The 13,319-nt window shown below is 72.4% G+C and carries 11 protein-coding genes and 1 tRNA gene; 3 read left to right on the top strand and 9 right to left on the bottom strand.

Annotation, left to right across the window (positions count from 1 at the left end):
- Positions 1-171: 171 nt before the first annotated feature.
- The 3 genes from ABEB09_RS21385 (at position 172) to glxA (ending at position 4,461) form a co-directional block, all read left to right on the top strand.
- A tRNA-Lys gene (locus ABEB09_RS21385) sits at positions 172-245 on the top strand.
- Positions 246-565: 320 nt separating this feature from the next.
- Positions 566-2,512, top strand: coding sequence for a glycosyltransferase family 2 protein (locus tag ABEB09_RS21380; RefSeq protein WP_345691523.1), 1,947 nt, complete (start codon positions 566-568; stop codon positions 2,510-2,512).
- Positions 2,509-4,461, top strand: a complete 1,953-nt coding sequence (gene glxA, locus ABEB09_RS21375; protein WP_345691522.1) for a radical copper oxidase GlxA — start codon at positions 2,509-2,511, stop codon at positions 4,459-4,461. The genes ABEB09_RS21380 and glxA overlap by 4 nt, the downstream gene beginning before the upstream one ends.
- 51 nt (positions 4,462-4,512) lie before the next feature.
- On the opposite strand, the gene ABEB09_RS21370 is transcribed toward glxA, so the two are convergent.
- The 9 genes from ABEB09_RS21370 to ABEB09_RS21330 all read right to left on the bottom strand — a co-directional run bounded on the left by ABEB09_RS21370 (position 4,513) and on the right by ABEB09_RS21330 (position 13,170).
- Positions 4,513-5,526, bottom strand: coding sequence for a glycoside hydrolase family 6 protein (locus ABEB09_RS21370; RefSeq protein ID WP_345694025.1), 1,014 nt, complete (start codon positions 5,524-5,526; stop codon positions 4,513-4,515).
- Between the two features lie 290 nt (positions 5,527-5,816).
- Entirely contained in the window at positions 5,817-6,554 is a 738-nt protein-coding gene (locus tag ABEB09_RS21365; RefSeq protein WP_345691521.1) for a class F sortase, read from the bottom strand.
- A gap of 2 nt (positions 6,555-6,556) precedes the next feature.
- Positions 6,557-7,222 (bottom strand): hypothetical protein, encoded by a 666-nt coding sequence (locus tag ABEB09_RS21360; RefSeq protein ID WP_345691520.1) that lies wholly within the window; start codon positions 7,220-7,222, stop codon positions 6,557-6,559.
- A 101-nt stretch (positions 7,223-7,323) separates the two neighbouring features.
- Complete coding sequence (locus tag ABEB09_RS21355) at positions 7,324-8,103, bottom strand: HAD-IIA family hydrolase (RefSeq protein ID WP_345691519.1); 780 nt, start codon at positions 8,101-8,103, stop codon at positions 7,324-7,326.
- Positions 8,104-8,239: 136 nt separating this feature from the next.
- Positions 8,240-8,668, bottom strand: coding sequence for a hypothetical protein (locus ABEB09_RS21350; RefSeq protein ID WP_345691518.1), 429 nt, complete (start codon positions 8,666-8,668; stop codon positions 8,240-8,242).
- Between the two features lie 107 nt (positions 8,669-8,775).
- Complete coding sequence (locus ABEB09_RS21345; protein ID WP_345691517.1) at positions 8,776-10,323, bottom strand: alkaline phosphatase family protein; 1,548 nt, start codon at positions 10,321-10,323, stop codon at positions 8,776-8,778.
- A gap of 135 nt (positions 10,324-10,458) precedes the next feature.
- Positions 10,459-11,526 (bottom strand): 2-aminoethylphosphonate ABC transporter substrate-binding protein, encoded by a 1,068-nt coding sequence (locus ABEB09_RS21340; protein ID WP_345691516.1) that lies wholly within the window; start codon positions 11,524-11,526, stop codon positions 10,459-10,461.
- Between the two features lie 14 nt (positions 11,527-11,540).
- The gene (locus ABEB09_RS21335; RefSeq protein WP_345691515.1) at positions 11,541-12,338 is read right to left on the bottom strand and encodes an ABC transporter permease; all 798 of its coding nucleotides are present in this window, start codon (positions 12,336-12,338) and stop codon (positions 11,541-11,543) included.
- The gene (locus tag ABEB09_RS21330) at positions 12,319-13,170 is read right to left on the bottom strand and encodes a 2-aminoethylphosphonate ABC transporter permease subunit (RefSeq protein WP_380842600.1); all 852 of its coding nucleotides are present in this window, start codon (positions 13,168-13,170) and stop codon (positions 12,319-12,321) included. Before ABEB09_RS21330 ends, ABEB09_RS21335 begins: the two co-directional genes overlap by 20 nt.
- Between the last annotated feature and the right edge of the window lie 149 nt (positions 13,171-13,319).

Below are 13,319 nucleotides of genomic sequence, written 5' to 3'. Positions count from 1 at the left end.
TGGCGATGCACGGGCGCCAGTTTCGCAACTGTCCCGACATAACGCATTTTGACGGTTGAAAGGAAAAAAACGACCATCCGACATCCACATCGGGGCGGAAAATCTCGGCGGCCCGGCCCCCGGCGGTCAGGAGCACCCTCCGGCGTCGGGTAGAGTTATGCAGGTCAGCAGGCGCCGCTAGCTCAGTTGGTTAGAGCAGCTGACTCTTAATCAGCGGGTCCGGGGTTCGAGTCCCTGGCGGCGCACAGCAGGCCGAGGCCCCCTCACCGAGCGTGAGGGGGCCTCGGTCGTTTTCGTGCACGCAGCCCGTCAGGTCCGGCCACATTGAACATCCATGTGATCGACTCCGAAACAGCATGGGTGCGGATCGGCCGGGCCAGGTACAAGAGGGGCCTGGCCTCGTTCATGGCGGGGCGCGGTGGGGGCACTGTTCGGCCAGTCGGACACCAGGGGGGCGGCGCATGCAACCGGAACATCGTCTTTGCCTGTCTCACAGGGCGGTGAGCCGGCGGCCTTGAACGACCACGACCAACACGCGGCCGGCATGCGTGCGGGGGGATGACTGATGACGTCGACGCCGACCGGCGGACAGCACGACCACGACGCGGCCTCCCGGACCGCACGGCCGCGGCCACCGGCACAGCCCCGGGCCGGCTCGGCCAGGGCGCGCCCGGTGCAGCCCACACCGCTGCCCCGCTACGACTACGAGCACTACAGCCGGCTCGCCGGCCCGCTCACCGAACCCGACCCCGTGAAGCCGTACCGGGTCCAGTACCGCTCGCTGCTGTCGCAGGAGCCGCACCGGATCAGGGCCGCGCTGCTGCTGGGCGCCGCCCCGCTGGTCTCGCTCGGGCTGTTCGTCTGGCTGATGCAGCCCCGGCACTGGACCGAGCGCGACCCGAACCTCGACAACGACCTGCTGCTGGCGCTCGACGTCGTCATGCTCGTGTCCATCGGGCTGATCGAGCTGTTCCGCACCATGAACGTGCTGTCGAACGCGCACGCGACGCTCGTCGCCCGCGACCCCGTCCCCGTCGTCCCGGAGTCCGGCACCCGGGTCGCCTTCCTCACCTCCTTCGTGCCCGGCAAGGAGCCGCTGGAGATGGTGACGAAGACCCTGGAGGCGGCCGTCCGCATCCGGCACCGCGGGCTGATGCACGTCTGGCTGCTGGACGAGGGCGACGACCCGGCCGTCAAGGAGGTGTGCGCCCGGCTCGGCGTGCACCACTTCTCGCGCAAGGGCGTCGCCAAGTGGAACCGGCCCGCGGGCCCCCACCGCGCCAAGACCAAGCACGGCAACTACAACGCCTGGCTGGAGGCGCACGGCGACCACTACGACTTCTTCGCCTCCGTCGACACCGACCACGTGCCGCTCCCCAACTACCTGGAGCGGATGCTCGGCTACTTCCGCGACCCGGACGTCGGCTTCGTCATCGGCCCCCAGGTGTACGGCAACTACGACACGTTCGTCACCAAGGCCGCCGAGTCGCAGCAGTTCCTGTTCCACGCCCTGATCCAGCGGGCCGGCAACCGCTACGGCGCGCCCATGTTCGTCGGCACGTCCAACGCCGTACGGATCAGCGCGCTCAAGCAGATCGGCGGCCTGTACGACTCGATCACCGAGGACATGGCGACCGGCTTCGAGATCCACCGCCACCGCAACCCCGCCACCGGCAACAAGTGGCGCTCCGTCTACACCCCGGACGTGCTGGCCGTCGGCGAGGGCCCGACCGCCTGGACGGACTTCTTCACGCAGCAGCTGCGGTGGTCGCGGGGCACGTACGAGACGATCCTCAAGCAGTACTGGAAGGGCTGGGGCACGCTGCCGCCCGGCAAGCTCTTCAACTACACGATGATGATCATCTTCTACCCGATGTCCGCGCTGAACTGGATCCTCGCGGCGCTGAGCTGCGCGCTGTTCCTGGGCATGGGCGCCTCGGGCGTGCAGATCGACCCGGTCATCTGGATGATGCTGTACGGCAACGCCTCGGCGCTCCAGATCGGCCTCTACATCTGGAACCGCCGCCACAACGTCTCACCGCACGAGCCCGAGGGCTCCGGCGGCCTGGCCGGCATGGTGATGTCCGCGCTGTCGGCGCCCATCTACGCCCGCTCCTTGCTGGACGCGGTCCTGCGCCGCAAGAGCTCCTTCGTGGTGACGCCCAAGGGCGACTCGTCCAGCCCGGACACGTTCTTCGGGACGTTCCGGATCCACCTCTTCTTCCTCGTCGTCTTCGGCGGGTCCCTCGTGGCCTCCTTCTTCAACGGCCACGACCACCCGGCGATGATCACCTGGGCCTCGCTGGCCCTGCTGATCACGGCGGCGCCGATCCTCGCCTGGCGCCTCACCGTCCGCGCGGAGAAGCAGCAGCGGGCGCGCGGGCGCACCCCCGTGCCGCCCGTGGCACCGATTCCGGTCCGGGGCGCCGACCACGCCCCGCGGCCCAGGCCCGGCTGGGCGCCGGAGAGCGAACAGACCCTGCAGATCGTCTTGGGGGGACGTAAGAAATGAGCACCCTGCCCGTCCGGCCGAACCACCGCAGGAACCGGGCCCGGCGCCTGCTGATCGGCACGGCGGTGGTGGCCGCCGTCGCCGGGTTCAACGGACCGGCCCTGTACCGGTTCGGCACCGCGCAGTACCACGAGTACGCGATCAACCGGCCGGAGTACAAGGCGGAGAACGGCCACTGGGACTTCCTCGACGTGCCCGCCGAGTTCCGGGTCAACGCCATCCACGTGGCGCTCCTGCACACCGGCAAGGTGCTCCTCATCGCGGGCTCGGGGAACAACCAGAAGAACTTCGACGCGCAGCGGTTCGAGTCCGTCCTGTGGGATCCGAAGACGGGCGCCTTCAAGAAGATCCCCACCCCCAAGGACATGTTCTGCGCCGGCCACACCCAGCTCCCCGACGGGAAGCTGCTGGTCGCGGGCGGTACGAAGCGGTACGAGAAGCTGGAGGGCGACGTCACCAAGGCGGGCGGCCTGATGATCGTCCACAACGAGGACCCCGACAAGCCGATCACCCTGCCCGCCGGCACACGGTTCACCGGCAAGGCCAACGGCAAGACCTTCGTGTCGAAGGACCCGGTCGTCGTCGAGCGTGCCAAGAAGGTCTTCGACAAGAAGACGGGCCGTTTCCTGCGCACCGAGGCCGGCCTCGGCCGGATCTACGTCGAGGCCGAGAAGTCCGGCAAGGAGTACGAGACCGGCACCGAGGACAACTACCGGGTGCACGGCATGAAGGGCACCGACGCCCGCAACGTCTACGGGATGGCGCAGAAACTCGCCCTCGACAAGAAGGACTTCCAGGGCATCAAGGACGCCTTCGAGTTCGACCCGGTCGCCGAGCGGTACGTGAAGGTCGACCCGATGAACGAGGCGCGCTGGTACCCCACGCTCACCACCCTGAAGGACGGCCGGGTCCTCGCGCTGTCAGGGCTCGACGAGATCGGGCAGATCGTCCCCGGCAAGGACGAGATCTACGACCCGAAGACCAAGAAGTGGACGTACACGGGGATCGAACGGCGCTTCCCCACGTACCCGGCGATCTTCCTCATGGACGACGGCAAGCTCTTCTACTCCGGCTCCAACGCCGGGTACGGGCCCGCCGACGTCGGCCGGGACCCCGGCATCTGGGACCTGGAGCGGAACACCTTCCAGAAGGTCCCCGGGCTCAGCGACCCCGACAGGATGGAGACCTCCGCCACCGTCATGCTGCCGCCCGCCCAGGACCAGCGGTTCATGGTCATCGGCGGCGGCGGGGTCGGCGAGTCCCAGGAGTCCAGCGAGAAGTCCCGCCTCGTCGACCTGAAGGACCCCGCGCCCCGCTTCAAGGACGGCCCGGCGCTCGACAAGGGCACCCGCTACCCGAGCGCGTCGCTGCTGCCCGACGACACCGTGTTCGTCACCGGCGGCTCGGAGGACTACCGGGGCCGCAGCGCCTCCAACATCCTCCAGGCCCGTACGTACGACCCGAGGAGCGGCACCTACCAGCGGGTCGCCGACCCGAGGGTCGGGCGCAATTACCACTCGGGTTCGGTGCTGCTGCCCGACGGCCGGGTCATGATCTTCGGCTCGGACTCGCTGTTCGCCGACAAGGACAACACCCGGCCGGGCATCTTCGAGCAGCGCATAGAGCTGTACAGCCCGCCCTATCTGTACCGCGAGGGCCGGCCGGTCCTCCGCCACGGACCCAAGGCGATCCGGCGCGGCGCCACCGGCGAGTACGTCACGGCGGACGCGGCGAGGATCCGTACGGCGAAGCTGATGCGGCCGAGCGCGGTCACGCACGTCACGGACGTCGACCAGCGGTCGATCGCCCTGAACCTGACCCGCACGGCGAAGGGCATCCGGGTCACGGTGCCCGCGAACCGGGCGCTGGTGCCGTCCGGCTGGTACATGCTGTTCGTCACGGACGACCGGGGCACGCCGTCGGAGGCGGTGTGGGTGGAGGTGCCGTAGGTCGGGCCGCGAAGCCCCGCCTGCCTGGCGGCACCTCCACCGGGCCCGCTCTCAGCGGGCGTTGCGGGCCAGTTCCAGGGCGTAGGCGGGGTACCACTCGCCCGCCTTGGGGCCGCCCTTGCAGTCGCCGTCGGACTCGCCGGGGCGCTTGATCCACAGGTAGGCGTCGACGAGCGGGTCGCCGGTCCGCGTCGTGGGGCGTTCGCCCAGGGCGCGGCCCGGCGGGTTGCACCAGTTCTCGGCCGGATCGCCCTCGGTGTAGGGGCCGTTGCCGTTGCGGCTGGTGTCGATGACGAAGTGCCTGCCGCCGGCCTTCGCGGAGACCTTCTTCCCGTACTCCTTGCTGGCGGCCGTCGTCTGGAAGTTGGACACGTTCACCGCGAAGCCGTCGGCCTTCGCGATCCCGGCGCGCCGGAGCGGCTCGTGGATCTGGTCGGGCCTGCCCCAGCCGGCGTTGCCCGCGTCCAGGTACACGCGGACGTTCGGCAGCCGCTTCAGCCGCTCGACCGCGCCGGCCAGCAGCGCGTACCGCTCCTCGTGGTACTGCTGCTCGGTGCAGCTGTCGACCATGTGCATCACCGCGTCCGGCTCCAGGACGACCGTCGCCCGCCGGTCGCCGATGCCCCGGGCGACGCCCTCGATCCAGGCCCGGTAGGCGTCGCCGTCCGGGGCGCCGCCCGCGGAGTGCTGGCCGCAGTCGCGGTGCGGGATGTTGTAGAGGACGAGCAGCGCGTCCCGCCCCGAGCGGGCCGCGGCCTCGGTGAGGCGCCGGGTCTCCTCCTCCGGCCGGTCGGAGCCCACCCACTCGCCGACCGGCTGGGAGGCTATCTTCCGGATCAGCTCGGCGTTCCGCTGCTCGCCCCGGGTCTCGTAACCGGCCAGCTGCCGGGCGGCGTTGCCGTCCGGGTTGACCCAGAACGCCACGTTTCCGCCGGGCGGCCGCGGCCCGGTGCGCACGCCCTCGCCGCTGTCCGGCGCGCCGCAGCCCGCCGCCGCCAGCAGCGCGGTCAGCGCCCCCGCCAGGGCCACGCCCGTACGGGCACGCCCGGTGCAACTGCCGTACATCCACTCCCCCTTGGGTGCACTGGACAAGCCGGTCGAATGCCATCCTGGCACACCCGTGGAGCGATCACCGAGGGCGACCGGATCGCGACATGGCGTCAAACGGCCTCTGGAACGGCCCCGGTGGGCGGCCTACAGTGGGCGGGGCGTGCCGACCGCCCCGAACCTCCCGCGCGGCGCCAGGGTTTCTCCCGCAGCCCGGCCCCGCGGTCGAGGACCGGCCCGGTCGACGGCCCGGGGAAGGGGGGTCCCCGGCGGAGCCGGGGAGGACCGTCGACCGGGCACGGTGGTTCTCACGAGCCCTGGGCCGTGCCCGCGAAGTGCGGTGCGCGCGCCGCTCGGGCCGGTCCGCCGGGCGGCGCCGTGTGACGCACGGCCGTGAGGTACGCCGAGACGACCACGTTCGCCGTGTACGTGCCGGACGCGCGGTCGAAGGTGCCGCCGCAGGTGACCAGCCGGAGTTCGGCACGGTCCGGGTCGCGGCGGCCGTACGCCTCGTGCGCGTCGAAGGTGCCGCGGTCGAAGACCCTCACGTCGTCGACGGTGAACTCGGCGACGGTGCCGTCCGCGCGCGTGACGTGCACGCGGGCGCCCGGGCGTACGGAGCGCAGGCCGTGGAACACCGCGGGCCCGGTCTCCGTGTCGACGTGGCCCACCAGCAGGGCCGTACCGTCCGCGCCGGGCGCGATGCCGCCGGCGTACCAGCCGACGGTGTGCGGCGTGTCGTGGGGCGGGGCCTCGATCCCGCCCGAGGCGTCCAGGCCGCGCGGGACGACCGGTGCGGCGATGCCGAGCGAGGGAACCGCCACGCGCCGTGGCGCGGCCGGCTCGGCGGGGGCGTGGGGCGGCGGCAGGGGTACGGCGCGGGGGCGGCCCACCGCGGCGACGTCACCGGTCGTGGGCGCGGACAGCCCGCCGTGGCCGACCGTGACCTCCTTGCCCCAGAGCCACATGAGCACCAGGACGAGCGCCCAGGCGACGCCCGCGTACAGCCGACCCGAGCCGGGCAGCCGGCCCGCACCGGGCGCCATCGTCAGTCCGCGCCCGGGCGGCCGCCGCGGCGGCGCGTGGAGCGCAGCGCCACGGCCACCGCGGCCACGGCGGCCAGGACCAGGCCGATCACCGTGTGCCGCGTGCCCGGTCCCTGATCGGCGACGCTCACCGCGTCGGCGACGAATGCGGCGGTGCCCCCGCCGCCGGCCCGGGCAGGTGCCTGCGGGCTGGGCGGCGGGGTGTGCGAGGGCCCCAGGGGCGGCGCGGCGCCCGGCGGGCCGGCGGCCCGGCCGGGTCGCGCGGCGGTGTCCGGGGCGGGGGTGCGGCCCGGGGCGGAGGCGCGGGCCACGTGGAGGCGTCCGGCGCCGGGGTGTTCGCGGCCGTCACAGACCACGGTCAGGGGGTACGCCCCCGGACCGGTGGCGGACCTCACGGTGGTGTCGCCGTACAGCGGGGCGCCCTCGCCCTCGCGTCCGGCCAGCTCGACGTCGGCGACGAAGGCCGGGGAGCCGACCGTCCCGCCCCTGCCGTCGCAGCCTTCGACCCGTACGTCCACGTCCGCGCCCGGTGCGGCGGTCGACGGGGTGACCGTGGCGCGCACCCGGGCGTCGCCGGCGGCGTGCGCACCGCCCGTGCAGAGGCCCGTCGAGGCCAGCACCAGCGCGGCGGCCGCTCCGCCACGGAGAGCAAGCAGTCCTGAACGCATCGTGAACCTCCTGGTGGCAGATTCACGCCATTCGCCGCTCTCCGCATCCGGAGCAGCCGCCTACCCTCCGGTAACCGCTCGGTGACCTCGGGCCTTGCGGGTCAGATCCGTTCGACCAGATCGGCGATCGAGTCGACGATCGTGGAGGGCCGGAACGGGTAGCGGTCGACGTCCGCGGGGGTCGTCAGCCCGGTCAGCACGAGGAAGGTCTCCATGCCGGCCTCCAGGCCCGCCAGCACGTCGGTGTCCATGCGGTCGCCGATCATGGCGCTGGTCTCGGAGTGGGCGCCGATCGCGTTGAGCCCGGTCCGCATCATCAGCGGGTTCGGCTTGCCCGCGAAGTACGGGTCCTTGCCGGTGGCCTTGGTGATGAGCGCGGCGACCGAGCCCGTGGCGGGCAGCGGGCCCTCGGTGGACGGGCCGGTCTCGTCGGGGTTGGTGCAGATGAACCGGGCGCCGGCGTTGATGAGGCGCACCGCCTTGGTCATCGCCTCGAACGAGTACGTCCGGGTCTCGCCGAGGACGACGTAGTCCGGGTCGTGGTCGGTGAGCACGTACCCGATGTCGTGGAGCGCGGTGGTGAGTCCGGCCTCGCCGATCACGTACGCCGTGCCGCCGGGCCGCTGGTCGTCGAGGAAGCGGGCGGTGGCGAGGGCGGACGTCCAGATGTTCTCCGTGGGCACGTCGAGCCCCATGCGGGCGAGCCGGGCGTGCAGGTCGCGGGCGGTGTAGATGGAGTTGTTCGTCAGGACGAGGAACGGCCGCTCGGTGTCCCGCAGTTTCTTGATGAACGCGTCGGCGCCGGGGATCGGCACGCCCTCATGGATGAGGACGCCATCCATGTCGGTGAGCCAGGATTCGATCGGCTTGCGCTCTGCCACGGGCGGACTCCTGCCATACGCAGTGACGGGTGTGCGCCGTCACCGCACTGTGCCGGCGCACCCCAGCCTAAAGCTCGGCGGCGGCAGGTCCACCCCTCGGGAAGGGAGAACCTGCCGCCGCCGGTCGGGGGTGGCGTCAGCGACGGACGCGGATGAGCTCCTCGTCGCTGTCGCCCTCGCACTCGAAGCCTCCGTCCCCCACCTGAATGCACACGCTGGCACTGCCCTGGGCGTAGGCCCGGCCGGTGGAGAAGTCGGGACCCTCACTCGACGAGAGCACGAACACGAGCTCCTGGATGCCGCCGGTGCAATCCGCAGCCTGGAAACCACCGCCGGCACTCTGAACGCCCCGCCGCACCTGCTGCAGGGACACGAACAGGCTGGCATCCGCGCCTGCGGTACAGCGGAGGTTCGTGACGAGCCGCACGGTGCCGTTGGGCTGCAGGGTGGCGGGTCCGATGATGTCGAAGTCGACGCTCACCTGGGCATGGGCCGGCGACGCCAGGCCGATCACGGGGACGAGGGCGAGGGCCGAGGCGGCCAGAGCGGTGCGGAGAGGCTTCATGGATCCTCCAGAGGTCCGAGGGGGAAGGCCGTGCGTACGGCGCGACGGCGGTGCCGCACGCACGAGCCTCGGGCCTCCACTGCGCATCCGCGAGCGGCGCTAGCCCGTCAGGAGGCGGTGACCCGCACGCCGTCGATGACCCAGTACCAGTTGTTGGAGCCGGTGTAGTGGAAGCGGAAGCTCACCGCGGAGGCGCCGGCCGGGACGTCGAGGGTGAGCGACTGGGGCTGGGCGACGACGTCCGACGTGTACGCGCGGACGACGGTCGGGGTGCCGCCGTTGAAGGAGGCGAGGATCCGGGCGGTCTGCCCGGCCTCCTGGCGGTAGTGGGTGGTGAAGGCCAGCGTCACCCTGCTCCTGCCGCTGACGTCGTACGCCGGTGTGACCAGCGTCGAGTCGTACGTGCCGGAGAAGGACGTGTCGGCCCATTCGTCGGAGTCGGCGACCGCGAACACGCCACGGGCGCGGACGTTCAGTTCGCGCCACTGGTCGCGCTGGGTGCGGGACCAGAAGTCGTCGGTGGCGAAGGCCCAGCCGCGCCACTCGGTCGTGCCGCCGGTGCCCATGGCGTTGTTGATGACGGACCAGCCGCTGGGCGGGGTGTGCGTGAAGCCGAGGACGCCCGCCGGGATGCCCGTCTCGTCCACGCGCTGCCCGAGCGCGGACTGCAGGGTGTCGAACGGGTCGGCGGACCGCTCCTGGATCGGGCGGCCGTCCAGGCCCCAGGCCGGGTCGGGCGTGATGCCCAGCTGGCGGTAGACGGTCGCGGCGACGTCGACGAGGCGGGTGTCCAGCGGGCGGGCGCCGGCGGCGATGCCGGGTCCGGTGGCGAGGACGAAGGTACTGCGCTCCGCGATCGAGCTGCCGCCGTGGCCGCCCGCGTCGACGTGGCCGTGGTCGGTGCAGACGATGACGGTCCAGCGCTCGGAGGCGTACGTGGGGCGGGCCCGGACGGCGGCGAGCATCCGGCCGAGCTGGGCGTCCTGCACGGCGATCGCGTCGAGGTAGCGCTGGCCGGTGCCGGAGGAGTGCGCGACGACGTCGGTGTTGCCGAGGTAGACGAAGAGGACGTCGGGGTTCCGGTCGCGCAGCACGGACACGGTGGTGGCGGTGATGGTCTCGTCGTGGGCCACGTAGCCGTCGCGGTCGCCATCGAGGACGAGCTTGGCGTCGGCGCCCGCGGTGACCGTGCCGTACGTGTCGAGGGGCTTCCAGTCGACGGCGGCGAAGAGCGAGAGCGCGGGGCGCACCTGGTGCAGCCGGGCCAGGAAGCCGGGGTAGCGGGCGTAGTCGCGGCCGGTGAAGGTGTTGTCCTTCACGCCGTGCTTGTCGGGCCAGACGCCGGTGGAGACCGTCGACCAGCCCGGCCCGGACGAGGTGGCCGCCATGGGGTTCGCGTACAGCAGCGAGGTGCCGTAGGTGCCGTTCGCCATCATGGACGTGAGGTGCGGGGCGTTCGCCGCGGCTATCCGGTCGTGGCGCAGGCCGTCCATGCCGACGACGAGGACCTTGTCCTGGCTGGTGCCGTCGGGGAGCGCGGGGGCCTCGGCGGCGTGGGCGGGCGCGGTGCCAAGGGCGGTGAACGCGGCGGTCGCGGCGGTCGCGGCGCCCGCGGTGAGCACGGTACGGCGGCGGGGCGTGCCGGTCAGCGGCATCGGGGAGTCCTCCGTCGGTCGGGTCGGGGTGGGGTGGGGTGGGGTCTGGAGCTGATCCGTGGTGCCGGTGCCCGGACATGGTTCCGGCGGGGCGCGCGGGACACCAGGGACGTGAAGTGAATTTCTGACGGACGATCAGCTTCCGGTGGCGGTCTTCCACGCCTCCACGTACGAGGTCAGGTTCTTGTCGATGTCCGTCCAGTCCGGCTCGAAGATCTCGACGCCGCGCATCAGGCCGGACAGGGCGATGGCGTTGGCGTCGGTGGCCTTGATGTCCGTACGGGCGGGGAAGCCGCCGCCGATCGCGCTGGCCTGCCGCTGGGCGCGCTCGCCGAGCAGGAAGTCCAGCAGCTTCCTGCCGTTCTCGGTGTGCGGGGCGTCGGTGACCAGGCCGGCGGCGTAGGGCAGGGCGAAGGTGGTGGGCCTGCCGTCCTCGCGGGCGGGGAACCAGATGCGGAGGTTGGGCATGGACCGGCTCTGCGCGAAGTTCATCTGCACGTCGCCGTTGGCGACGAGGAGTTCGCCCTTGTCGACCTTGGGGGCGAGCTTGGAGGTGGAGGAGGACGGGCCGACGTTGTTGGCCTGGAGCTTCCCCAGGTACTCCATGGCGGGCTCGCGGCCGCCGAAGTCGTGCATGGCCTTGATGACGACGGCGGTGCCGTCGCCCGCGACGCCGGGCGTGGAGTACTGGACCTTGTCCTTGTACTTGGGGTCCAGCAGGTCCTCCCACGTGGTGGGCGGGGTCTTCAGCTCCTTCTTGTTGTGGATGAAGCCGAAGTAGTTGTTGACCACCGCCGTCCAGGTGTGGCGCGGGGACTTGTCGCCGCCGTCGACGTGCTCGGCGCCCTTCGGCTCGTACGCCTGGAGCAGCCCCTTCGAGTCGGCCTGCTGGATGAAGGGCGGGAGGGTGATCAGGACGTCGGCCTGGGTGTTGGTCCGCTCGCGCAGGGCGCGCTGCACCATCTCGCCGGAGCCGCCCTCCACGTACCGGACCTTGATGCCGGTCTCCTTCTCGAAGTCCTGGAAGACCCGGTCGTACCAGCCGTCGCCGTTCTCGCCCTTGAGGCCGTCGGCGCTGTAGACGGTGACGACCTTCGGGTCGGACGCGGCGGAGGTGGTGCCGCAGCCGGCGAGGGGCAGCAGCGCGAGGGGGACGGCGGCGGCCAGGGCGGCCGGCCTGCGGAGGCGGGTGTGCTGGGGCATGGCGGGGTTCTCTCCTAGCGGTGGGCGGCCTTCGTACGGAGGCGGGAGACGGCGAGCAGGACCAGCAGCGTGGCGGTCATGAGGACGACGGCCAGGGCGGAGCCGGTGAACAGCGAGCCCCGGTCGGTGGCGGTGAAGATCAGCACGGGCAGCGGCAGCCAGTCCGGGGGATAGAGCATCATCGTGGCGCTCAACTCGCCCATCGACAGGGCGAAGCAGAGCCCGGCCGCCGCGTTCAGGGACGGCAGCAGCAGCGGCAGCCGGACCCGCCACAGGACGTACGCAGGGCGGGCGCCGAGCGCGGCCGCGGCCTCCTCGTAGGCGGGGTCCAGGCGGGCGAGCGCCGCCGACACCGACTGGTGGGCGAACGCGGTGACCAGGACGGTGTGGGCCAGGATCACGATCCAGCGGGTGCCGTTGAGGAGGAGCGGCGGCTGCGAGAACGCGACGAGGACGGCGAGCCCGGCCACCACGGACGGCACGGCGACCGGCAGCACGAACAACGCGTCCACGGCCCGGCGGGCGCGCGGCCCGAGCCGGGCGGCGGCGAGCGCGGCCCAGGTGCCGAGGGTGAGCGCGAGGACGCTCGCGGCGGCCGCGGTGACCAGGCTGGTGGTGAGCGCCTGGAGGGACTCGCCGCGCACGGCGGCGGTGTAGTGGGCGGTGGTCGGCCCGGACGGCAGCACACCGGACCAGTGGGTGGCGAACGACGCGGCGGCCAGGACCAGCAGGGGCAGCGCGAACAGCGGCAGGAACAGGACGGCGAAGAGGGCCCAGGCGGCCCATCTGCCCCTAGCGGTGTGCACCAGCACGGCGGCTCACCCCCCGGTAGACGGCGTACAGGCCCACGGAGAGGACGACGTTGACGACGGCGACCACGCAGGCCCCGGCGTAGTCGGACTCCAGGACCGCCTTGGCGTGGACGAGCATCGGCAGGGTCGTGACGCCCTTGGCGCCGGTGAACAGGACGATGCCGAACTCGTTCAGCGACAGGACCAGGACGAGGCTGCCGCCCGCGACGAGGGCGGGCAGCGCCTCCGGCAGGATCACCCGCCGCACGACGCGCGCGGGCCGGGCGCCCAGGGAGGACGCCACCTCCAGCTGCGCGGTGTCGAGTTGCGCGAACGCGGCGAGCAGCGGGCGCATCACGAACGGCGTGAAGTACGTGATCTCCGCGAGGAGCACGCCCCAGGGCGTCGTCAGGAACCGGAAGGGCCCGGTGGCGGCCCCGGTCAGGTCCGTCCACAGGCCGTTGGCGACGCCGACCGTGCCGTAGAGGAAGAGCAGCGCGAGCGTGATCAGGAAGGACGGGAAGGAGAGGAAGACGTCGACGAACCGGGCCACCGCGCGCGAGCCGGGGAACGGCACGAACGCCACGATCAGGGCCAGCACGAAGCCCAGCACCAGGCAGCCGGCCGTCGAGCCGGCGGCGAGCAGCACGGTCGTGCCGAGCGCGTCCCGGAAGGCCCCGGAGGCCAGCACCCCGGCGTACGCCCCGGGGGCCAGCGACTCCCGGACGACGAGCACGAGGGGGTAGAGGAACACGACGGCGAGCACGGCGAGGGGCGGAAGGACCCAGAGCGCGGGCCGCAGGGTGCGGGGGCGTGCCGTTGCCGGTGCGGCCGGGCGGGCATCGGGGCACACCGGCGTCGACCCGGCCGGTGCGTCGGGTCGCGGCTGGAGCGTCCCGCCCGGCAGGGGCTCGGGGCCTGCGGGCGGCGCGGCGGCCCGCGCGGGCTCGGGGCCTGCGGGCGGCGCGGCGGCCCGCGCGGCCTCGGGGGGCGCCTGCGCCG

This window comes from Streptomyces coeruleoprunus, assembly GCF_039542925.1.
Taxonomy (GTDB): Bacteria; Actinomycetota; Actinomycetes; order Streptomycetales; family Streptomycetaceae; genus Streptomyces; species Streptomyces coeruleoprunus.
This window is presented reverse-complemented; position numbering and strand designations above follow the sequence as displayed.

Bases quoted from the DNA above. Each gene is read 5' to 3' on its own strand.
- glxA (WP_345691522.1), top strand. From the start codon at position 2,509: ATGAGCACCCTGCCCGTCCGGCCGAACCACCGCAGGAACCGGGCCCGG.
- ABEB09_RS21365 (WP_345691521.1), bottom strand. From the start codon at position 6,554: ATGGCGCCCGGTGCGGGCCGGCTGCCCGGCTCGGGTCGGCTGTACGCG.
- ABEB09_RS21350 (WP_345691518.1), bottom strand. From the start codon at position 8,668: ATGAAGCCTCTCCGCACCGCTCTGGCCGCCTCGGCCCTCGCCCTCGTC.
- ABEB09_RS21380 (WP_345691523.1), top strand. From the start codon at position 566: ATGACGTCGACGCCGACCGGCGGACAGCACGACCACGACGCGGCCTCC.
- ABEB09_RS21370 (WP_345694025.1), bottom strand. From the start codon at position 5,526: ATGTACGGCAGTTGCACCGGGCGTGCCCGTACGGGCGTGGCCCTGGCG.
- ABEB09_RS21340 (WP_345691516.1), bottom strand. From the start codon at position 11,526: ATGCCCCAGCACACCCGCCTCCGCAGGCCGGCCGCCCTGGCCGCCGCC.
- ABEB09_RS21345 (WP_345691517.1), bottom strand. From the start codon at position 10,323: ATGCCGCTGACCGGCACGCCCCGCCGCCGTACCGTGCTCACCGCGGGC.
- ABEB09_RS21360 (WP_345691520.1), bottom strand. From the start codon at position 7,222: ATGCGTTCAGGACTGCTTGCTCTCCGTGGCGGAGCGGCCGCCGCGCTG.